At 43.1% G+C, this 20,908-nt stretch carries 22 protein-coding genes; 1 reads left to right on the top strand and 21 read right to left on the bottom strand.

Annotation, left to right across the window (positions count from 1 at the left end; all coding sequences use genetic code 11):
• Positions 1-118: 118 nt before the first annotated feature.
• The 5 genes from recG to ACQCT5_RS13965 form a co-directional block, all read right to left on the bottom strand.
• Positions 119-2,167 carry an ATP-dependent DNA helicase RecG gene (gene recG, locus ACQCT5_RS13985; RefSeq protein WP_499642623.1) on the bottom strand — a complete coding sequence of 683 codons (2,049 nt, stop codon included), beginning with the start codon at positions 2,165-2,167 and terminating at the stop codon, positions 119-121.
• Positions 2,160-3,047 carry an L-serine ammonia-lyase, iron-sulfur-dependent, subunit alpha gene (sdaAA, locus tag ACQCT5_RS13980; RefSeq protein WP_499642622.1) on the bottom strand — a complete coding sequence of 296 codons (888 nt, stop codon included), beginning with the start codon at positions 3,045-3,047 and terminating at the stop codon, positions 2,160-2,162. The genes recG and sdaAA overlap by 8 nt, the downstream gene beginning before the upstream one ends.
• A gap of 53 nt (positions 3,048-3,100) precedes the next feature.
• On the bottom strand, positions 3,101-3,763 hold the full coding sequence (sdaAB, locus tag ACQCT5_RS13975) for an L-serine ammonia-lyase, iron-sulfur-dependent subunit beta (RefSeq protein WP_499642621.1): 663 nt from the start codon (positions 3,761-3,763) through the stop codon (positions 3,101-3,103).
• A 184-nt stretch (positions 3,764-3,947) separates the two neighbouring features.
• The gene (locus ACQCT5_RS13970; protein ID WP_499642620.1) at positions 3,948-5,630 is read right to left on the bottom strand and encodes a DAK2 domain-containing protein; all 1,683 of its coding nucleotides are present in this window, start codon (positions 5,628-5,630) and stop codon (positions 3,948-3,950) included.
• A gap of 16 nt (positions 5,631-5,646) precedes the next feature.
• Entirely contained in the window at positions 5,647-6,009 is a 363-nt protein-coding gene (locus ACQCT5_RS13965; protein ID WP_386637596.1) for an Asp23/Gls24 family envelope stress response protein, read from the bottom strand.
• 342 nt (positions 6,010-6,351) lie between these two features.
• Here ACQCT5_RS13965 and rpmB point away from each other — a divergent pair, with 342 nt between their 5' ends.
• Complete coding sequence (gene rpmB / locus ACQCT5_RS13960) at positions 6,352-6,540, top strand: 50S ribosomal protein L28 (RefSeq protein WP_204413591.1); 189 nt, start codon at positions 6,352-6,354, stop codon at positions 6,538-6,540.
• Positions 6,541-6,661: 121 nt separating this feature from the next.
• Here the strand turns inward: rpmB and spoVM are convergent, their stop codons facing one another.
• The 16 genes from spoVM to remA form a co-directional block, all read right to left on the bottom strand.
• Positions 6,662-6,742 carry a stage V sporulation protein SpoVM gene (gene spoVM / locus ACQCT5_RS13955; RefSeq protein ID WP_060665857.1) on the bottom strand — a complete coding sequence of 27 codons (81 nt, stop codon included), beginning with the start codon at positions 6,740-6,742 and terminating at the stop codon, positions 6,662-6,664.
• Positions 6,743-6,811: 69 nt separating this feature from the next.
• Entirely contained in the window at positions 6,812-7,468 is a 657-nt protein-coding gene (locus tag ACQCT5_RS13950; RefSeq protein ID WP_499642619.1) for a thiamine diphosphokinase, read from the bottom strand.
• 194 nt (positions 7,469-7,662) lie between these two features.
• Positions 7,663-7,839 carry a hypothetical protein gene (locus tag ACQCT5_RS13945; RefSeq protein ID WP_499642618.1) on the bottom strand — a complete coding sequence of 59 codons (177 nt, stop codon included), beginning with the start codon at positions 7,837-7,839 and terminating at the stop codon, positions 7,663-7,665.
• Between the two features lie 49 nt (positions 7,840-7,888).
• Positions 7,889-8,542 (bottom strand): ribulose-phosphate 3-epimerase, encoded by a 654-nt coding sequence (gene rpe, locus ACQCT5_RS13940; protein WP_499642617.1) that lies wholly within the window; start codon positions 8,540-8,542, stop codon positions 7,889-7,891.
• A 2-nt stretch (positions 8,543-8,544) separates the two neighbouring features.
• Positions 8,545-9,423: a ribosome small subunit-dependent GTPase A gene (gene rsgA / locus ACQCT5_RS13935; protein WP_499642616.1), complete on the bottom strand. Its 879-nt coding sequence runs from the start codon at positions 9,421-9,423 to the stop codon at positions 8,545-8,547.
• Positions 9,424-9,441: 18 nt separating this feature from the next.
• Positions 9,442-11,424 carry a Stk1 family PASTA domain-containing Ser/Thr kinase gene (gene pknB, locus ACQCT5_RS13930; RefSeq protein WP_499642615.1) on the bottom strand — a complete coding sequence of 661 codons (1,983 nt, stop codon included), beginning with the start codon at positions 11,422-11,424 and terminating at the stop codon, positions 9,442-9,444.
• A complete protein-coding gene (locus ACQCT5_RS13925) occupies positions 11,421-12,170 on the bottom strand; it encodes a Stp1/IreP family PP2C-type Ser/Thr phosphatase (RefSeq protein ID WP_499642614.1) in 750 nt (249 codons plus the stop codon). Before ACQCT5_RS13925 ends, pknB begins: the two co-directional genes overlap by 4 nt.
• Before the next feature lie 9 nt (positions 12,171-12,179).
• The gene (gene rlmN / locus ACQCT5_RS13920) at positions 12,180-13,271 is read right to left on the bottom strand and encodes a dual-specificity RNA methyltransferase RlmN (RefSeq protein ID WP_499642613.1); all 1,092 of its coding nucleotides are present in this window, start codon (positions 13,269-13,271) and stop codon (positions 12,180-12,182) included.
• Between the two features lie 5 nt (positions 13,272-13,276).
• A complete protein-coding gene (gene rsmB, locus ACQCT5_RS13915; protein ID WP_499642612.1) occupies positions 13,277-14,614 on the bottom strand; it encodes a 16S rRNA (cytosine(967)-C(5))-methyltransferase RsmB in 1,338 nt (445 codons plus the stop codon).
• 1 nt (position 14,615) lies between these two features.
• Positions 14,616-15,560: a methionyl-tRNA formyltransferase gene (fmt, locus tag ACQCT5_RS13910; protein ID WP_499642611.1), complete on the bottom strand. Its 945-nt coding sequence runs from the start codon at positions 15,558-15,560 to the stop codon at positions 14,616-14,618.
• Positions 15,561-15,564: 4 nt separating this feature from the next.
• The gene (gene def, locus ACQCT5_RS13905) at positions 15,565-16,038 is read right to left on the bottom strand and encodes a peptide deformylase (protein WP_499642610.1); all 474 of its coding nucleotides are present in this window, start codon (positions 16,036-16,038) and stop codon (positions 15,565-15,567) included.
• A 20-nt stretch (positions 16,039-16,058) separates the two neighbouring features.
• On the bottom strand, positions 16,059-18,467 hold the full coding sequence (gene priA / locus ACQCT5_RS13900) for a primosomal protein N' (protein WP_499642609.1): 2,409 nt from the start codon (positions 18,465-18,467) through the stop codon (positions 16,059-16,061).
• Positions 18,464-19,678, bottom strand: a complete 1,215-nt coding sequence (gene coaBC / locus ACQCT5_RS13895; RefSeq protein WP_499642638.1) for a bifunctional phosphopantothenoylcysteine decarboxylase/phosphopantothenate--cysteine ligase CoaBC — start codon at positions 19,676-19,678, stop codon at positions 18,464-18,466. Before coaBC ends, priA begins: the two co-directional genes overlap by 4 nt.
• Before the next feature lie 95 nt (positions 19,679-19,773).
• The gene (gene rpoZ / locus ACQCT5_RS13890) at positions 19,774-20,007 is read right to left on the bottom strand and encodes a DNA-directed RNA polymerase subunit omega (protein WP_060665844.1); all 234 of its coding nucleotides are present in this window, start codon (positions 20,005-20,007) and stop codon (positions 19,774-19,776) included.
• Positions 20,008-20,009: 2 nt separating this feature from the next.
• A complete protein-coding gene (gene gmk, locus ACQCT5_RS13885; RefSeq protein ID WP_499642608.1) occupies positions 20,010-20,624 on the bottom strand; it encodes a guanylate kinase in 615 nt (204 codons plus the stop codon).
• 14 nt (positions 20,625-20,638) lie between these two features.
• On the bottom strand, positions 20,639-20,902 hold the full coding sequence (remA, locus tag ACQCT5_RS13880; RefSeq protein WP_204413556.1) for an extracellular matrix/biofilm regulator RemA: 264 nt from the start codon (positions 20,900-20,902) through the stop codon (positions 20,639-20,641).
• Positions 20,903-20,908 lie beyond the last annotated feature (6 nt).

Raw genomic sequence — 20,908 nt, 5'->3', positions numbered from 1 at the left:
AGTCCTTTATATTGCAAGAAAAAATCTTTATGTGTAGTCAATTTCCACTCAAAACCATGCTTTCAACCAAAAATGGAAGCTAGCAGATTCTGCTAGCTTCCGAGATTATGTGGTGGAATCAATCCAGTTTTTCGCCATCCAACACGCCTGATTCCTCAATCACGGTTCTTAAACCCTCGTATTGGCCTTCTTCCCAAAAACTTTGCGAATGAAGAAGATCATAGGCATCCTGTCTGGCAACTTCTAAGGCGCGGTAATCATGAACCATGTCGGCCACTTTAAACTCAGGAACACCGCTCTGTTTTCTTCCAAAAAAGTCACCAGGCCCTCTGAGTTCGAGATCTTTTTCAGATAGGACGAATCCATCATTCGTTTCTGTCATGATTTTCATCCGTTCTTTCCCTACTTCAGATTTAGGATCTGCGAGCAAAATACAGTAAGATTGCTCGGAGCCGCGCCCTACACGTCCTCTTAATTGATGGAGTTGTGATAAGCCAAACCGCTCTGCATCGTAGATCACCATCATCGTAGCATTTGGGACGTTGACTCCTACCTCTACTACAGTAGTGGAAACCAATACCTGTGCCTTGTTGTCGCTGAATTCCTGCATCACTTTTTCTTTCTCATCGGAGTTGAGGCGGCCGTGCATCAGACCAATTTTCCATTTTCCCCGGTAGTAGTGGGTCAGCATATCATGGACATCTATGGCATTTTGTACATCGAGTTTTTCAGATTCTTCTATGAGGGGGCAGATCACATAGGCCTGTCTTCCTTTCACCAATTCCTTTTCCACAAAGGTCAGTACTCTATCGATCATCTGGTGTTTAGCCCAATACGTTTCTATCGCTTTTCTTCCTGCAGGCATTTCATCTATGATGGAGACATCCATCTCACCGAAGGCAGTAATGGCAAGAGTTCTTGGAATAGGGGTGGCAGTCATGAACAGTACATCAGGACTCTCCCCTTTTTCTCTCAAAATCCTCCTTTGCCCTACGCCAAAACGATGCTGTTCATCCGTGATGACCAGACCTAATCTGGAAAAATCCACTTCGTCCTGTATCAGTGCATGTGTTCCTATCAGAATATCTATTTTCCCATTTTTCAATTGCTCCAGAAGCTCTCTTCTTCTCTTTCCTTTTACAGAACTCGTCAATAGTTCAACCCTTAAAGGAGTTGATGCAAACAGCCCTGTCAGGGATTGTGCATGCTGTTCTGCAAGGATTTCAGTCGGGACCATCAACGCTCCCTGATAGCCGGAAAGATAGGATGCATACAGGCCGATTGCTGCCACAACTGTTTTCCCTGATCCAACATCCCCCTGGAGCAAGCGGTTCATTCTGTAAGGAGAAGCCATGTCTCCCAGAATTTCTTTCAACACGCGAGTTTGAGCACCTGTCAGAGGAAAAGGGAGACACTGGATAAATTCATTCAAGCTCTTCTCAGCAAATTTTTGAGTGATGCCTTTGGAATGCTCTCGTTGATATTTTCGCAGTGCCTGTATTTTTAGCTGAAACATCAGAAACTCCTCATAAACGAGATAGCGTCTGGCTCCTTTAAGCATTTCTTGATTGGCAGGATTATGTAAGGCTGAAATGGAATCCTTCTTGGATGGCAGCTTATACTTTTGCAGCAGAACAGGTGGCAACGAATTATCGATTCGGTCGCCATATTCTTTTAGGGCAGAATGGATGAACTTTCTCATCTGCTTGACCGTAATGTTCCCCTTCACAGAATATACCGGCTCCACTTCCCGCTCCCCTGAAAAAGGACCGAAATGTATTTCCAGAACCGTTATGGTTTGTCTGTGCTGGTCCCACTTTCCTGTAATGGTGATGGTATCATTGATTGCCAGTTTGTTTTTATAGAACGGTCGGTTGAAACAGACTGCCTTCACTAGAAAGCTTCCCACAAATACGCGAAAAGTCAGTCTTGATTTCTTCTTCCCATAATACATAAGAGAAGGCTCACCATGAACCTTCCCTTCCACTGTTATTTTCTCATCATGTTTCACTTCGGAAATATCCCGCAAGCGATAGTCTTCATATCGGTATGGGAGATGCATGAGAAGATCCTCTACAGATTCAATTCCCATGCTATGAAGGGAATTGGCTGTCTCTTCCCCAATACCTTTAACATTTGTTATCGAAGTTTCAGATAGTTTACTCACCTTTTTGTAAGGTAACACCAAATATTTTCGCTTCTAGCTCACGTCCAGTTGGTGTTGCCGCCAACCCTCCTTGCGCTGTTTCTTTTAGTGCAGTCGGCATCGTTTGACCGATTTTGTACATCGCGTCAATCACTTCATCGCAAGGAATTCTACTTGTAATTCCTGCAAGTGCCATATCTGCTGCCACCATGGCATTGGCCGCTCCCATTGCATTTCTCTTGACACAAGGGACCTCCACCAAGCCAGCTACAGGGTCGCATACTAATCCTAACATGTTTTTCAGTGTAATGGCCATTGCTTGGGCACATTGATCTGGTGTGCCCCCTGCCATTTCCACGATTGCGGCAGCAGCCATACCGGAAGCTGAGCCAACTTCAGCCTGACATCCACCTGCTGCACCTGAAATAGAGGCATTGTTTGCTACAACAAACCCGAATGCTCCAGAAGTGAACAGGAAATTGATCATTTCCTCACGTGTTGGGTTTAACACATTCTTTACAGCAAATAGTGTCCCAGGAACTACTCCTGCAGATCCTGCAGTCGGAGTAGCACAGATCGTTCCCATTGCTGCATTCACTTCATTGGTTGCAACAGCTTTACTAACCGCATCCAGAATATTTTTACCAGTCAAAGACTTACCGGATTCAATATACTTCTGTAATAGGACTGCATCTCCCCCAGTAAGACCTGAAACGGATTGCACCCCTTGCAGCCCTCTTTCCACCGCATGTTCCATTACCTCTAGATTTCGATCCATCTGCGAAATGATGTCCTCCTTGCTCTTACCGGTGAACTCCATTTCCTGCTCGATCATGATCTGGGATATTTTCTTATTTGTGCTTTCGGCAATCTCGATTAATTCTGCTACATTCCGAAACATACTAAGTTCCCCCTTCCCTCTATTTGAAAGCGCTGACATTATTATTCTGAAAGTTAATCCACTATTTTCGTTACTTGAGTAATGTGAGGCAACGCAGACAGCTCAATGATTACCGCATCATCAATATTCTGATCCACCTCTATTGTCATCAATGCCTGTTTCCCTTTTTCTTTACGTGAAACTTCCATATGTCCGACATTGATGGCAAATTTCGCAAGTACATTAGCAACTCCAGCGATTGCACCATATCGGTCATTATGCACAACCAAGAGGGCCGGATGGTTCCCAGAAAGTCTCAATTCAAAGCCATTTAGCTCTGTGATTTCAATCTTCCCTCCACCGATGGAGATGCCTACAAGCTCCAGTTCTCCCTGCTCGTCCCCAATCCTAACTTTTGCAGTGTTAGGATGATCCGTTATTGCTTCTTCCTCTATGAATTCAACTTTCATGCTCAATGAGTCAGCAATGGATAGGGAAGTTTTAATTCGTTCATCAAATGTATCAAAGTCCAGAAGACCGCCGACAATCGCAACGTCCGTCCCGTGACCTTTATATGTTTTTGCAAAAGAGCCATAAAAGGAGATGCTTGCCCATTCAGGCTGTCTGCCAAACAGACTTCTCGCAACACGACCAATTCTGGCAGCTCCCGCTGTATGAGAACTTGATGGACCAATCATTACAGGACCAATAATATCAAAGACACTTTTATATTTCATTTCCCCACTCCCCCTCAATGACAATAGGATATTGGATATTACTCTTTAAATACCGCTGTTGATTTCCGCACTACGCACATAAAATCAACAGAGATATCCAACACCTTGGTTGATAAAAAAACATACAAAAGAAGGGTATTTACCCCCTTCTTTTGTATTGATTCATTTTCCTGATTATATGAGCTTATTCAATAGAGAAGATGTAGGAATATAACGGTTGTTTTCCGTTGTGGACTTCTACTTCAGCATCCGGATAAGTCAGCTCAAGTTCTTCCACCAATTCGTCTACTTCTTCCTGGGAAACATCTTCACCATAAATGACAGTCAGGATTTCTGCATCTTCATCCATCATCGTATCAAGCAGGTCCTTGGCAGCCTGCTTTTTATCTTTGCTTGTGATGACAATTTTACCGTCAGCGATTCCCATGAAATCATTTTTTTGGATTTCAATGCCATCGATGTTGGTGTCTCTTACAGCAAATGTAACCTGACCGGTTTTAACAGATGTTAAAGCCTCTTTCATTGTCTCTTCGTTGTCTGCCAGCTCACCTGTAGGATTGAAAGCAAGAATCGCAGCCATTCCCTGAGGAACCGTTTTGCTCTCAATAACCGCAACATGCTGATCGGCAACTTCAGCAGCCTGCTTAGCAGCCATGATGATATTACTGTTGTTAGGAAGGATAATGACGTTGTCGGCATTTACTTCCTCAATTGCCTTTAAGATATCCTCTGTACTCGGATTCATCGTTTGGCCGCCTTCAATAACAGCCTTTGCTCCGATGCTCTTAAATAGCTCAGCAATACCCTCTCCCATTGCAACGGTGATGATCCCAAACTTCTCACGCTTTTTGTTCGCTTGTGGTGCAACAGTAGGTGCCGCATATTCATCTTCTTCAAAGAGCAGGTTGCTATGCTGCTCACGCATGTTTTCAATCTTCATGTTGATAAGACTGCCGTAGCGCTGACCGTAAGTCAACACATCGCCAGGCTGCTCTGCATGGATATGAACTTTTACAATTTCATCGTCCGCGATGACCAGTAAAGAATCTCCATGTTGAGACAAGTCATTGCGGAATTTATCTTCTGTAAAAGGATTTGCCTTCAATTTATCCTCTTCGAATTTAACCATGAATTCTGTACAGTATCCGAACTCTATATCCTCTGTATTGATGGCAGCATGCACATTCTTATGATGCTCCGCACTAACCAATTGGTTCATCGAAGTGGTTGGTACGATATCTTCAATTCTTTGGCCTTTCAATTCAGCCAAGAAGCCCTCATAAATATAAACGAGACCTTGACCACCACTGTCTACCACGCCAACTTCTTTAAGAACTGGCAGTAGGTCAGGAGTACGCTTCAAAGATGCATTCGCTTCCTTTAGCGTTTCTTCCATTAGAACAATGATATCGTCTTCGTTCTTTGCAACAGCGACCGCCTTTTTGGCTGCATCTTTCGCAACGGTTAAAATGGTTCCTTCCACAGGCTTCATAACTGCTTTATAGGCCGTTTGAACGCCTGCTTCAAGCGCTTGTGCAAAATCCTTACTTGTGATTGTTTCCTTTGATTCGATATGCTTGGAGAATCCACGGAATAGCTGAGAAAGAATAACCCCCGAGTTACCTCTTGCCCCCATAAGCAGGCCTTTAGCCAGAGCAGAACCAACACTACCTATATGCTCGGAAACATTGTTTTTTACTTCCTTTGCTCCTGATGTGATGGAAAGGTTCATGTTCGTACCTGTATCTCCATCCGGAACCGGAAACACATTCAACGCATCCACAGTCTTGGCGTTGTTAGATAAATGATTTGCACCCTGGATGATCATCTGTGCAAAACGTTTCCCATTTAGAACTTTTACTGACACTAAATTTTCCTCCTTATTACGGGTTCGTAACTCGAACTCCCTGTACATAAATGTTTAATGAATCAACGGAAAGACCGAGCATTTGATTAAGGGTATATTTTACTTTAGTCTGTACATTATGCGCCACTTCTGAAATTTTCGTTCCATAGCTTACAATGATGTACATATCAATATGTAGTCGATCTTCTTCCTGGCGTACGATAACGCCCTTTGTAAAGTTTTCTTTTCGAAGTATTTCTGACAACCCATCTTTAAGCTGGCTTTTGGAAGCCATTCCTACGATGCCATAGCAGTCTACAGCTGCTCCACCTGCGATTGTTGCAATTACATCATTAGAAATATCTATTTGACCATAAGATGTTTTTAGTTCGATTGACATAAAGGTTCCCCCTTCGATTGGTTTATTCACCTTGTCTACTCGTTATTTTACTATAAAAGAAAGGTTTTTGAAAGCAGACGAATACTATTGTAATAATACTATTATTATACTGAATGCTAGAAACATGTATGTCAAGGCTTTTTTCTTGAAAGCTTTCTTCAGAACTATTGCATTGTGCGGGGTTGTATGTTAAATTATATAAGTATTTTCAACTGTTTTATCTATGAAAAGAAAGACACTGTATGGACCTGCTTCCTATTGACGGAGGTCTTGTGCATCGTTTTTCTGACACTAAATGAAAATATTGATTGATGTTTCTTTGTAGTTAGGAGGGAATTAAACATGGCACGTAAATGTGTAATCACTGGCAAAAAGACTGGTTCTGGTAACTCACGTTCTCACGCAATGAACTCTTCAAGACGTACTTGGGGTGCAAACCTTCAAAAAGTTCGTATCTTAGTAGATGGTAAGCCAAAGCGTGTATACGTATCTGCAAGAGCTTTAAAATCAGGTAAAGTTGAGCGCGTATAATATATATGCGCACATGCAAAAGCGACAGGGAGTATCCCCTGTCGCTTTTTACTTGTTTTCTTTTAGTTGACATAATATTATTATTGGAATATCTATCAAAAAAGCACCTCATAAAGGTGCTCTACTCTTTTTTAAACGATCCCAGCATGGCACGGATTATACCACCTAAAAACCTCGGCAACTTTATCGTATAAAATTTCATTCCATTTCCCTCCCCGGAACTTTTTAACCATAGTAGATATGAATGAATACGTGCAGATGTAGTATGCCGTCACATAAAATGGGATGAATCACGGCTCCTTATCATCATTAATATGCCATCCTTAAATGAAAAAGTACCATTTTCAGTATCTAGTTCATTACTTATACATAGTGTGTCGCCCCATTTTATATTCCTATTTTTTAGGGGATATTTAAATCCATCCAGCGTGATTCCACTTACTGTAGGGGTTATGGGAAGGAATGAAATAAATGGGAGGTTCTCATCCTTTCTGATTGAATATTGGCCGGGATTGACCAAGGTAAGGATATTCTGTTTATCCTGGATTTCAATGGTGATACCGTTCTGGATCCCTTTTAGCATGAGCTGCACATTGCCGAGAAAATGGTCCAGCCTTCCTCCAGTCACACCAAACATGGTAATGGAAGTAGGTTTTTGCGCCATTGCCCAGTTGATGGCAAGCTCTGTATCCGTTTCGTCCTTTTCACTTGGAAACATGTCAAGGTCAGATATTTTCCTTTTCATTTCGTCCAGTTCTGCAGCTGTTACAGAGTCAAAATCCCCGAAGGCTTTCTGCGGGATGATAGTCTGTTCCAATAAGTAGTGGACACCCCTATCCACCCCGACCCAAGTGATGGATTCTGAAGTGTTAGCTTTTAAGTCCGGGATATATTCCAGTGGTCCACCGGCCACAATTTTAATAATCATTTTCTTTTTCTCCTTTATTCATGTGCAATTTCCGCAAAGACTAATGTGCGCTCCCAACACCCCTGTTGGTTTCCGCTCCAGGGGGAGAGTTCAACATTTTTTAACCCTCTCTAACATAAAACTAAGACAAAAACGTCTTATTCATTTGCTTATAAATATTCAATAATAAAAAAAGCCTTCTAAAAGAAGACCTTTTAAATCGATGAATCATCGTAGTCGTAGCGAAAGCCGTCCATCTGCGTTTGATTCTTTTTATGGAATTTTTCGAGTACCTGTTCATACATGCCTATCTCCTGATAGTCGGTACTGTTAGCCAAAGCAAATTGAAGTGCCTGTTCAAGTATTGCTGCTTCGTCTTTGGAAATGTTCATGAAAAAGACCTCCATTCATTTGCTTTAGCATTCCACTCAAGTTTTAGGTTTATGTCATGTTTCCACGGATGGATGAAATGGCTTTTTTACGGTCTGTTTGTTGATAGATGGCCGATCCTGCTACAAGTACATCCGCTCCGGCTTCGACGCAAAGTGCAGCGGTTTCGGGATTGACACCACCGTCTACCTCCACTTCAACCGATAATCCCCTTTCCGTTATGAGAGACCTTACGTGACTAATTTTTTTCAATACATCCTTAATGAATGCTTGTCCGCCAAAGCCCGGATTGACCGTCATAAGCAGAACGAGATCCACATCATTCAGGATGGGGACGATGCTTTCCACAGGGGTTGCGGGATTGATGACAACTCCAGCTTTCACTCCTTCAGCCTTGATCAGCTGAACTGTACGATGAAGATGACGGCAAGCCTCCACATGTACCGAAATGATGTCAGCTCCAGCTTTTGCAAAAGCAGGGATATATGTGTCAGGATTTTCAATCATCAAGTGAACGTCCAAAGGAAGTTTTGTTATCGGACGGATTGCTTCCACAACAAGTGGACCAATCGTGATATTCGGTACAAAGTGACCATCCATCACATCAATATGAATATAGTCGGCTCCGCCTTGCTCCACATCTTGTATGTCTTTTTGCAAATTGGCAAAGTCTGCGCTCAGGATTGAGGGGGCGATTTTTATCATATTTAGTACCTCGGCTTTCTGTCTTTTATTTCTTCCACAAAGGATACATAATGCTTGTAGCGGAAAGATGCAATTTCTTCCGCTTCCACGGCTGCTTTCACCGCACATTTCGGTTCTTTCAGATGGGTGCATTCCCTGAACTTGCATTGATTGCTTACACTGACAAATTCAGGAAAGCACTCCTTCACTTCCTCTGCCGCCATTTCCAGAAATTCAAGCGAACTGAATCCTGGTGTATCTGCTACAAAACCATCATTGATTTCCATCAGTTCCACATGTCTGGTTGTATGCTTCCCGCGGCCAAGATGCGAGGATATGTCGTCTGTTTTCAATTCCAGTTCAGGACGAAGAACATTTAGAAGGGAGGATTTTCCCACTCCGGACTGGCCCGCTATGACGGACGTCTTATCTTTTAGGTACGGAAGAATCTGTTTTAATTGTTCCGGCTCCTTAGTTGACGTCAGGACCACTTCATATCCGATTTCCCGATAATAGTTGGCAAATCCCATCAGCTTTTCATCTTCTTCAAGCAGGTCCATCTTGGATATGCAAATAAGTGGTTTCACTTCTTTCGACTCAATCAGCACAAGGAATCTGTCCAAAAGTACTGTACTGAACTCGGGCTCCATGGCAGAAAAAACCAGGATGGCCTGATCGATATTCGCAATGGGAGGTCTCACCATTTCATTCTTGCGGGGCAGAACCTCAAGGATATACCCTTCCTGAGCGTTGTCCGCTTGGAAAACCACCATATCCCCAACGAGAGGGGTGATCTTATTTTTGCGGAAAACCCCTCGACCCCTGCATTGGGTTATATGGCCATCTGCTGTCAAAACGTAGTAAAATCCGCTTAGCGCCTTGACAATCTTGCCTTCTGGCATACACTCACTCCTTCAAGATTACTCGATATCATCATATTCCACTGTCACGGATTGAACTTTCTCCCCATCCACAAAGACCTCATATTTAGCTTTTTGCTTGTATGCAACGGTTATCGTGAAGCTTGTAATGAGATCATCTGTAATAAAATATGTTTCCTTTGGCTTTTCCATCGTTGTGTTTAAATCTTCTACAAACAGTTCCACCTTTTGTTCTTTACCTTCTTCAGAAGGATTATACTTGATTTCAAGCGGAATGTCGGTGGACTTATCTTCCGGCTCAGGGCCTTTTGAAACAATCAGCTCGATTTTATCGCCTTTTTTCACCTGAGATTCCGGAGCGGGATCCTGCTTGATGATATTTCCGGCAGAAACCTCAGCATGGAATTCTTCTTGAATGACCGGCTCAAGCAGCAGAGTCGCCAGATGCCTTTGGGCAAATTCGATTGATGAGCCCTGGTAATCATCAAGGATGATCGGGCTTGCACCTTTGGATACGACGAGCTTCACTACCTCATCTTCAGGGATGACCAATTCACCTGGAACAGGAGTTTGACGAATGACCGTCCCTTCTTCCGCTTCCTCGGAAAACACTTCTTCTACCGTATAATCCTTATATTTCGGTTCCACCAGTTTAATTCTGCGTATCGCATCATCAACCTGCAGGGTTGTATAATCATCCACTTCCACTTTTTCTTTGCCTGCACTGCGGTAAATAGTTATTTCAGATCCTTCTTTTCTTGTTTTACCGGCTTCAGGGGATGTTCTTGTAACAAATCCTTCTTCTATCTCATCACTCTGCTCATCCTCTGTTGCTTTAATGACAAAGCCCTCATCCAAGAGTTCATCCCTTGCATCCTCATACTCCATGTTGGACACATCAGGAACGACGATATCCTTTGGAAGAAGAATGGATGGTAGGAGGGTAAAAGCGGCAACAGAACCTACTCCCAATAGCAAAAGAAAAATAAGAAAAAACATCATCCACTTTTTCTTTTTCTTCTTTTTGGGAGGCTTACCTTCCTTAGGCGGTGGAGCGATGGTGTCTGTAGAGACCACCTTGGTTTCATGATTGTTCAATAGATGCTTGGATAGGTCACCTTTAATAACTGGGATCGCCTTTGTCGCTTCATCGTCGTCATTTGGAATGTAGAACTTGGGTTCATTCACTCGGTTTGATTCCAATACTGAAGTCAAATCCTCAAGCATTGCCTCCACCGAACCGTAACGGTGATTCGGGTCCTTGGCCATAGACTTCAACACTACATTCTCCAGGCTTTGTGGTATGGCAGGATTCCATCTTTTTGGTGATGGCGTCTCGGATTGTAGATGCTTCAACGCAATGGAAACGGCAGATTCACCTGAAAAAGGCAATCTTCCTGTAAGCATTTCAAACATGACAATTCCAAGGGCATAGACATCAGATTTCTTGGTAGCAAGGCTTCCCCTGGCCTGCTCAGGTGATAAATAATGAACGGACCCCAACAAGGAATTTGTCTGCGTTATGGTAGTGGAGCTAAGCGCCATTGCAATCCCGAAGTCAGTCACTTTTATTGTACCGTAATCATCTATGAGTATATTCTGCGGTTTAATATCACGATGGATGATTCCATTTTCATGTGCATGTGAAATCGCTGATGTGAGTTGTTTCATGATTTCTACTGTATTGTACTGTTCAATCGGTGCAAATTGCTGGATGTACTGCTTTAGGGTTTTGCCCGAAACGTGTTCCATGACGATATAGTAGATATCATCTTCTTCTCCGATATCATAGATGCTCACGATATTAGGATGATCGAGGCTTGTCGCAGACTGTGCTTCTCTGCGAAATCTTCGAATAAATTCTTCATCATTGGCAAAATCTAAGCGTAGTACCTTTACGGCTACATCCCGGTCAAGAATCATGTCATGGGCAAGGTAAACATTGGCCATACCCCCGCCGCCAATGACTTCCATTATTTTATAGCGATCATTTAATCTTTTTCCAATTAACAAAGATATCACCCACTTCCCTCTTCGGTGACAGATAATTCGACTATGGCTACGGTTATGTTATCTTCTCCGCCATTTTGATTGGCAAGGAGTATCAGTTTCTCGGCTTTACTTTCCAGAGAATGTTGTTCATTTTTTAGAACTTCCACCAGCTCCTTAGCATTCACTTTATTGCTCAAACCATCTGAGCAAAGCAAAAGATAGCCAGGGTCATCATATGTAATAGTTTTTAAATCAATTTTCACGGTTTTTTCTGTCCCTAAAGCTTGTAGTATAACATTTTTTCGCGGATGATGCTCTGCATCCTCTTTGGAGATCTGGCCTCTTTTCACCAATTCATTCACAAATGTCTGGTCCTCTGTCAACTGTTTCGCCTGACCATTTGATACAAGATATACCCTGCTGTCACCAACATGAGCAATAGTGAAAAAGGAATCCCCAATAATTGCCGCAACGATGGTTGTTCCCATTCCATGACACTCTTCATGCCTGTTTGCATAGTCAAATAAGAATTGATTGATTTGACCTATATATGTTTTAAACCAAATTTCAGCAGGTTCAGGAGAAGAGACATTGATAGACTCCTCCCACAATTCCCTGATATGGTCCACCGCTTTCTGGCTTGCCACATCACCTGCTTGATGACCCCCCATTCCATCACAAACAACTGCTAAAATGGTTCCGTCTTTATTAACAAAAATTCCCCCGTTATCTTCATTATGCGAACGAACTCTCCCTTTATCTGTTAAAAAGACCATTAACAATCGTCACCTCGTCTCTTCTTTTCGCTCCTTCGCACGTAGCTGGCCACACGCAGCATCGATATCATGGCCCTGCTCACGACGAACTGTTACATTTACACCTAGATTTTTCAATGTTTTCTCAAAAAGATTGATCTGTTCCTTCGGCGTTCTTACATAGTCACGCTCTGGTACATAGTTAACAGGGATAAGATTGATATGACACTTGATCCCTTTCACAAGCTTAGCCAATTCCTCAGCATGCTCCACCTGGTCATTGACCCCACCGAATAAGCCGTATTCAAAGCTGACCCTGCGTCCTGTCTTCTCGATATAATAGTGTACAGCTTCCATCAGGTCAGGCAGTTTATACGCTTTGTTGATCGGCATCAGACGGGAACGGATTTCCGTATTAGGCGCATGAAGGGAAATAGCAAAGTTGATCTGCATGTTTTCATCTGCGAATTTATAGATTTTCGGTATGATCCCACTAGTGGATACCGTAATATGCCGGGCACCGATGTTCAGTGCTTCATCATGATTGATAATTTTAAGGAAGCTCAGCATTTCGTCATAGTTGTCAAATGGTTCACCGATTCCCATGATTACCACATGGCTGACACGTTCCTCCAATTCATCGACCGCTTGTTGTACTTTTACGACCTGGGCAACGATTTCTCCTGCTTCCAGATTTCTTTTCAGTCCTCCTAGCGTAGAAGCACAGAACGTACAACCGATGCGACAGCCTACCTGGGTAGTGACGCAGACCGAGTTGCCGTATTCATGTCTCATCAATACTGTTTCAATGGAGTAGCCGTCATGTAGTTCAAAAAGAAACTTCATCGTTCCATCCGAGGATGTTTGCTGCACAATTGTCTTGAGCGTAGTCAGGGTGAAGTGCCCCTCCAACTTTTCGCGCAGATCCTTCGATAGGTTTGACATGTCCTCAAAGGACGTCACTCTTTTTTTATAGAGCCATTCAAAAATCTGTTTTGTTCTGAATTTCTTTTCTCCATTCGTCACTAACCATTCTTCAAGTTCGTGCAATTGGAGTGAATAGATGGACGGTTTATGTGTTGCTTCTTCTTTTTTCTTGATGTTCGTTGTTTTTTGTTCCATCTTCCTTACACCTGCCTTTTTAGTCTTACTATAAAGAATCCATCAGTTCCGAAATAGTGCGGCAAAAGTTGGAGCATGCCGTCCTGGATGTATGTTTCAAGCTTATGCGGTACTAAATCTTTGATGGACATATCTATCTCGAAATCCTGGTTGTTCTCCAAGAAAGCTTTTACAACTTCTGTATTTTCTTCTTTATCAATTGTACATGTACTATATACTAAAGTTCCACCTTTTTTTACAAGTGGAGCAACCTCATTTAATATAGCAGATTGAATGGTTGCCAGCTGTTTGACATCCTGCATGGTCTTCGTATATTTCAGATCCGGCTTTCTTCTTATTACGCCAAAACCGGAGCAAGGTGCATCCACCAGGATTTTGTCAAACATTTCATTTTGGAATACCTCTTGTGCTTTTCGGCTATCCATTGCCTTTACTTCGATATTAGTAAGGCCCAATCGGTCAGCCTGCTCTTTGATCAGCTTTACCTTGTGCTCATGAAGGTCTGTCGAAATGACAGTACCTGTCCCCTTCATCAATTCCGCGATATGGGTCGTTTTCCCACCAGGGGCTGCACAGGAATCATAAACAGTCTGTCCAGGTTCTACATCTAGTGTTCTGGCAACAAGCATCGAGCTTTCATCCTGAATGGTGATAAAGCCGTTTTTAAAGGCATTGGAATAAGCCAGGTTTCCTTTATTGGACACAATGCTCTCTTGTGCAACCTCGCCTTTTTCCACATCAAATCCCTGAGCCTTCAACATAGAGATAACTTCCTCGACAGAAGCTTTAGCTGTATTTACCCGAGCAGTCTGGCTAGGGGGCACCAAGTTCATTTCACACAATCTTTCGGTATTTTCTACACCATATTGCGTTACCCACTTTTCCACCATCCAGCGAGGATGGCTGGTAGCAATGGAAATTCTGTCCACATCATTTTTCATCGTTTCCAAATTGGGAACACCTTGGCGCTGTATGGATCTTAGAACGCCGTTAACGACAGATGCCACGCCTTTGTGCCCTTTCTTTTTTGCGATTTCAACCGCTTCGTAAATTGCTGCTCTTTCAGGAACTTTATCCAGGTAGAGCATTTGATACAAGGTAAGACGCAACAGCACCTTGACCCAATCCTCAAGTTTCTTCTGCTTTTCTATATAAGGAGTCAAATAATAGTCGATTGTCATCGTCCGCTGAATCGTCCCGTACACAATTTCCGTAAATAACCCAGCATCTTTTTTGTTCAGCTTGCCTGAATCCAAATAGTTGTTAACCAGCAAATTACTGTATGCCTGCTTTTTTTCCACATTTACCAGTGCTTCCAATGCAAGCTCTCTCACGTTTTTCATTTTATTCTCCTAGCTGTATGCCCTCTGTTAACGACGCTCCTGCACCGTTTAAATATTGCATCCCGGTCATTCGTTTTTTCCCTGCAAGTTGAAGGTCAGTTATTTTGATACTAATAGTATTACCAGTTTTCACAATGAATCCATCTTCTTCTTTTCCGATTATCGTACCAGGTGTTTCCATACTGCTTGTTTCCACCTTTTCTCCCCACCATACTTTCATGACTTGCCCTTCAATTGTTGTGTATGCGACAGGCCAAGGGTGCAAACCTCTTATATGATTATAGATTTCCTCGCCTGTACGGGACCAATCGATTCTTTCCTGTTCCCTTTTGATATTGGAAGCGAACGTTGCCTCTTCATCGTTTTGTTTGATTGGTGTCAACTTTCCTTCAAAGAGGAGTGGCATGGTTTGGGATAGCAGCAAGGAGCCGGCCTCACTCAATTTATTGTGGAGCGTACCTACATGATCCTTTTCCGTAATGCTGACTTCCACTTGAGTCAGGATATCCCCTGCATCAAGCTTCTCCACCATATACATGATGGTCACTCCTGTCTTCTTTTCTCCAAGAAGGATGCTATAGTGGATTGGTGCACCGCCTCTAAGTTTTGGTAAAAGGGAGGCATGTACATTGATGCATCCGTATTTTGGCGCATGCAGTAATGCCTTTGGAAGTATCTGACCGAATGCCGCTGTTACAATCAGATCTGGTTCCAACCTAGTAATCTTTTCATACTCTTCAGACAATCTGATTTTTTCAGGTTGAAATACAGGAATGCCATGCTTTTCCGCCTCCACTTTAACAGGGGGAGGAGTCAGGACTTTCTTTCTGCCTTTTGGACGATCCGGTTGGGTAACGACCGCGACCACCTCATAGCCATCCTTGAGTATTTGCTGTAGAACCGGAACGGCAAAGTCCGGTGTTCCCATAAATACGATACGTTTCATCTAATCACCCTTCTAACTCTTGTTCTTCAAAATATCTGATTACCTTACTCGTAAAAAGAACTCCATACAAATGGTCTATTTCATGCTGAATAGCTCGCGCCAAGAAGCCTTTCGCTTCTAACTCATACCATTTCCCCTTGCGGTTCTGCGCTTTCACTTTAATATAGTTGGAGCGGCTGACCTCCCCAAAAAGACCTGGAAAGCTCAAACATCCTTCAGGTCCCACCTGTTCTCCTTCAGAAGAGATGATTTCAGGATTTATGAGCTCTATTTTTCCTGCCTGCTCATCCGTTTCCACGATTGCAATTTGTTTTGCAATGCCGATTTGTGGCGCAGCAAGTCCTACACCATCCGCCTCTAGCATCGTATCATACATATTGTTCAGCAGGCGAATCAGGCGCTTGTCAAATGTCGTCACAGGTTCACATTTCTGCTCCAGCACTGCCGCTGGATATTCCACTATCTTTAAAATTGCCACTATTTTTCTTCCTCCAAAAATTACATTAACATGTAAGGATTTAAATCGATATGGATCGCCAATTTTTCCTGGTCCATTTGTGATTGGTATTTTTCCACAACACTCTTTAAGGCGTGATGCAGATTTGGTTCTCTTTTATATTTAATGATGCATTGATATCGATATCTGTCTTTAATTCTTGCAATCGGGGAAGAAACCGGCCCTAGAATGACCGCTTCCCTGGAAAGCTGTCCGCCAAGGTAGCTAGTAATCCTTTCTGTTACCGTGACAACCTTTGTCAGCTCCTGATGAGTGACCGTAACAAGGGCAAGGTAGTAGAAAGGAGGGTACTGATGGTTTTTTCTCAGGTGCATTTCTTTCTGATAAAAGCCGAGATAGTCATGTGTACTTGCTAATTCTACACTATAATGCTCCGGGCTGTAAGTCTGAATGACCACTTCGCCGGGAAGTAGATGTCTTCCAGCACGTCCGCTTACCTGGGTCAGAAGCTGGAAGGTTTTCTCCGATGAACGAAAATCAGGGATGTTCAACATCGTATCTGCTGTTAAGACCCCTACCAATGTCACTTGTGGAAAGTCCAGTCCCTTCGCAATCATTTGTGTCCCGAGCAAAATATCCGCTTTCCTGTCCCCGAACTGCTGAAGGAGTTTTTCATGAGATCCTTTTCTACTTGTTGTGTCTACATCCATTCTTATGACCCTTGCACTCGGTAGCAATTTTGTCAGCTCTTCTTCCACTTTTTGCGTTCCGGTTCCAAAGAAGCGGAAATGGTCACTTTCACAACTAGGACAAGTTGAATGGACTTGCTCTTCATACCCGCAATAATGGCACTTCAACTGATTGTTGATTCGGTGATAGGTCAAGGAAATGTCGCAATGAGGACATTCCACTACATAGCCACAGTCTCGACACATAACAAAGGAGGAATACCCTCTTTTGTTCAAAAACAATACGGATTGTTCCCCACGGTCAAGCCGGATCTGCAGCTTTTCCAGTAGGTCCCTTGAGAACATGGAACGGTTTCCTTCCCTTAATTCCTCTCTCATGTCCACTATTTCTACAGTCGGCATTCCCTGGTCGCTCATTCTTTTATCCATCGTCAGCAGCTGATAGACACCTTTGGAAGCTCTCGCGAAGGTTTCAAGTGTTGGTGTAGCACTCCCCAATACAACTGGACACTGATGAAATCTCCCTCTCTCCATCGCGATGTCACGTGCGTGATAACGAGGTGTATCCTCCTGTTTATAGCTCGTTTCATGCTCTTCATCTATTATGATGATTCCGACATTTTCAAAAGGTGCAAAAATTGCAGAGCGTGCACCGACTACCACCTTCACTTCTTTGCGGTGTATTTTTCGCCATTCATCATACTTCTCCCCCATGCCAAGCCCACTATGCATAACAGCCACATCGGAGCCAAAGCGTGATTTGAAGCGATTCACCATCTGTGGTGTGAGGGAAATCTCAGGTACAAGTACGATTGCCTCTTTACCTTTTTTCAATACGGCATCCACTGCCTGCATATACACTTCCGTTTTCCCGCTTCCTGTTACCCCGAACATGACATATCCTTCATGTTCTTCACTTTCGATTGAAGAAAGGATTGGTGATATCGCTTGCTGCTGCTGGGAAGTAAGTATTAAAGGCTCAGACTTAGCAAATTCCCTGTTCGCATAAGGGTCCCTGTATCTTTCATCATCCACTTCCTGCAGAATATCCAGTTTCACCAATGCTCCAACCGCACTTGTTCCTATCTGGAGGTCTTCAAGCAGCTGTTTTTTTTCTATTCTTTCCTGTCCTGTTTCCAAAAAGAAATCCAACAGACGGTGCTGGGCTTGTGCGCGGGTGGACACTTTGTTCTTAACTTCCTTTAATTCCTCTTTTGTGGCAGTCAGCACAATGACTTTTACCGTTTTCTTGGAAAGTTTGTCTTTGACTTCATAATAGACTTCCAAAACCTCATCTTCAATTAGTTGTTTAATCAGTCTGTAATGGCCTGTACCTTCAAAATCTTCGAAACGGGCCCTGTTGGACGAATCGAAAAACAGTTCCAAATGTGGAGGAAGCTTAATCCTGTCCTTTAGAATGATCCATTTTTCATATTTAGCTTTCAGCGCAGCAGGGAGCATCGCTTGAAATGCTGAAATGGTAAAGCATAATGTATGGTCTCTAAGCCATTCGGCGAGGTGCAGGAGCTCCTCAGTCAAAATTGGGCTGATATCTATCAGGTTCGAAATGGGCCTCGTCTTCTTTACAGACGTTGTTTCTTTCAGACCTACAACAAACCCCTGTATTTGGCGTGGGCCAAAAGGAACTACCACTCTCATGCCAGGCTGGATAAAACCATCCCACTTTTCAGGGATTTCATAATCAAACGCTCTGTCTGTCTGTTTTGCCGGAACATCTACTATGACACTTGCATATGTCATGCTTTTCCCTCGAAATTGGAGGCTATCTCTTCTAATAGGGAGGCTGCGACTTCTTTCTTGGACATTAGTGGCAGGGATAGGTGTGAGCCGTCTTTACGATAGATCGTGACAATATTCGTGTCTGTACCAAATCCCGCTCCATCCATCGTGACATTATTGGCCACGATATAATCGAGGTTTTTTCTCTCGAGTTTTCCTACTGCATATTCTTCCACATTATTGGTTTCTGCTGCAAAACCTACTAGAATCTGGTGGTTCTTTCTTTCACCGAGTGCTTTTAAAATATCTTTCGTCCGTTCCATTTCCAGTACACTATCCCCAGCCTGTTTTTTCATTTTCGTATCTGCTATATGCTTTGGGCGATAATCGGACACTGCGGCAGATTTGATGACCACATCGGTCCGGTCGTAGTGAGCAAGGACTGTTTCATACATCTGTTCTGCAGACTCCACCCTGATGGTATGGACATTCGGGGGATCAGAAAGTACAGTCGGTCCGGACACCAAAGTAACCTCTGCACCTAGATCAGCCGCTACCTCAGCAATCCGATAACCCATTTTTCCGGTAGATCGGTTCGAAATGAACCGGACCGGATCAATCTTCTCCAAAGTCGGCCCTGCGGTTACCAGGATTTTCTTTCCTCGGAGTGGAGAAGCCTTAAGAAAATCAGTAGTAAAATAATCTATTACGGCTTGCACGATGGATTCAGGCTCCTCCAAACGCCCCTTGCCTACATAGCCGCAAGCCAGAAATCCTTCACCAGGTTCAATAAAGCGGTATCCAAATGCCGCTAAGCGTTTCATATTTTCTTTTACAGCGGGATGGTCGTACATATGCACATTCATGGCAGGTGCAACCCAGATTGGAGCAGTTGCAGCAAGCAGGGTGGTGGTGACCATGTCATCCGCCAATCCGTTTGCCATCTTGCCTATTGTATTTGCGGTTGCGGGCGCTACCAGTATCAGATCGGCCCAATCAGCGAGGTCAATATGGGAAATCACAGAAGGGTTTTTTTCTTCAAACGTATCGGTGAACACTTCATTTCTTGATAAAGCCTGAAAAGATAGCGGTGTGACAAACTTGCAGGCGGACTGGCTCATGATGACCTTTACCTCTGCACCCTGCTGAACAAGCTTGCTAGTAAGAGCAACAGCTTTATATACGGCGATGCCGCCAGTTACACATAAAAGTATTTTCTTATTTGTTAACAGCATTTTTCTATCCCCCGATAAGAAATTTTACGTGTCTAAAAAAATAACAACCTATCGCTAGGTTGTTATTTCAGACTGTTGGAAAACGATTGGCATTATTTGTGGTTTAGAATTCCTTCGCTTCTTTCTGCTGTTTTAATCGTCTTGGCAGAAAGCAGACCAGCATCGATTTCTTCCAAAGCTTTTCCTACAAACTTGTGGGAAACCGTCTTTTCGATCATTTGGTCGTTAACTTGCTGCAATTCGCGAGCGCGTCTTGCCGAAACCGTTACAAGTGTATATTTTGAATCCAGTTTTTGCATCAATGAATCAATAGATGGGTATAGCATAATTATTCAGCCTCCAGCATTTGTTTGTATTTTTCGCGTAATCTTGTTCTTTTGCAATGTTCCGCTTGTACGATGGCCTGAATTCGATCGCATGCCAGATCTACTTGATCATTCTCCACCACATAATCATAAGCATCCATCATTTCGATTTCCTCTTTTGCAACCGTCATTCTATTATTGATGAGGTCTTCTGTTTCTGTACCTCTTGTTGTAATTCTGTTTTTCAACTCCGAAAGACTTGGAGGCATCAGGAAGATGAAGACTCCCTCAGGGAATTTAGTTTTCACCTGGATGGCACCCTGCACTTCGATTTCGAGGAAAACATCCTTGCCTTCTGACAGACATTTTTCCACATAATCAACCGGTGTGCCGTAGTAGTTCCCTACGTATTCTGCCCATTCGATGAATTTGTCTTGTTCAATCAGTTCTTCGAATTCCTCTCTAGTATGGAAGAAATAGTCCGTACCATGCAACTCTCCAGCTCGGGGATTTCTTGTTGTCATCGAGATGGAATAATGCAGACTTACATCATCTTTTGAAAATAGCGCTTTTCTGACAGTTCCCTTTCCAACTCCAGATGGACCGGAAAGAACGATTAATAATCCTCTATCTCTCATTTATTAATAAATACCTACCCTTCATCAGACATATCATCTTTATTTACAAGTCGTTGAGCAACGGTTTCAGGCTGGACAGCTGACAAGATTACATGATCGCTGTCCATGATGACCACCGCCCTGGTTCGTCTTCCATAGGTTGCATCTATAAGCATTCCTTGATCCCTTGCGTCTTGGATGATCCTTTTGATCGGTGCAGATTCAGGGCTTACAATAGATATGATCCGGTTTGCTGAAACAATGTTGCCAAAGCCAATGTTAATCAACTTAATACTCATAGTTTC

Origin of the sequence: Sutcliffiella halmapala (assembly GCF_050107295.1) — a bacterium.
Taxonomy (GTDB): domain Bacteria; phylum Bacillota; class Bacilli; order Bacillales; family Bacillaceae_I; genus Sutcliffiella_A; species Sutcliffiella_A halmapala_A.
This window is presented reverse-complemented; position numbering and strand designations above follow the sequence as displayed.

Bases quoted from the DNA above. Each gene is read 5' to 3' on its own strand.
- sdaAA (WP_499642622.1), bottom strand. From the start codon at position 3,047: ATGTTTCGGAATGTAGCAGAATTAATCGAGATTGCCGAAAGCACAAAT.
- sdaAB (WP_499642621.1), bottom strand. From the start codon at position 3,763: ATGAAATATAAAAGTGTCTTTGATATTATTGGTCCTGTAATGATTGGT.
- ACQCT5_RS13965 (WP_386637596.1), bottom strand. From the start codon at position 6,009: ATGTCAATCGAACTAAAAACATCTTATGGTCAAATAGATATTTCTAAT.
- rpmB (WP_204413591.1), top strand. From the start codon at position 6,352: ATGGCACGTAAATGTGTAATCACTGGCAAAAAGACTGGTTCTGGTAAC.
- spoVM (WP_060665857.1), bottom strand. From the start codon at position 6,742: ATGAAATTTTATACGATAAAGTTGCCGAGGTTTTTAGGTGGTATAATC.
- ACQCT5_RS13950 (WP_499642619.1), bottom strand. From the start codon at position 7,468: ATGATTATTAAAATTGTGGCCGGTGGACCACTGGAATATATCCCGGAC.
- ACQCT5_RS13945 (WP_499642618.1), bottom strand. From the start codon at position 7,839: ATGAACATTTCCAAAGACGAAGCAGCAATACTTGAACAGGCACTTCAA.
- rpe (WP_499642617.1), bottom strand. From the start codon at position 8,542: ATGATAAAAATCGCCCCCTCAATCCTGAGCGCAGACTTTGCCAATTTG.
- rsgA (WP_499642616.1), bottom strand. From the start codon at position 9,423: ATGCCAGAAGGCAAGATTGTCAAGGCGCTAAGCGGATTTTACTACGTT.
- ACQCT5_RS13925 (WP_499642614.1), bottom strand. From the start codon at position 12,170: ATGGTCTTTTTAACAGATAAAGGGAGAGTTCGTTCGCATAATGAAGAT.
- rlmN (WP_499642613.1), bottom strand. From the start codon at position 13,271: ATGGAACAAAAAACAACGAACATCAAGAAAAAAGAAGAAGCAACACAT.
- rsmB (WP_499642612.1), bottom strand. From the start codon at position 14,614: ATGAAAAACGTGAGAGAGCTTGCATTGGAAGCACTGGTAAATGTGGAA.
- fmt (WP_499642611.1), bottom strand. From the start codon at position 15,560: ATGAAACGTATCGTATTTATGGGAACACCGGACTTTGCCGTTCCGGTT.
- priA (WP_499642609.1), bottom strand. From the start codon at position 18,467: ATGACATATGCAAGTGTCATAGTAGATGTTCCGGCAAAACAGACAGAC.
- rpoZ (WP_060665844.1), bottom strand. From the start codon at position 20,007: ATGCTATACCCATCTATTGATTCATTGATGCAAAAACTGGATTCAAAA.
- gmk (WP_499642608.1), bottom strand. From the start codon at position 20,624: ATGAGAGATAGAGGATTATTAATCGTTCTTTCCGGTCCATCTGGAGTT.
- remA (WP_204413556.1), bottom strand. From the start codon at position 20,902: ATGAGTATTAAGTTGATTAACATTGGCTTTGGCAACATTGTTTCAGCA.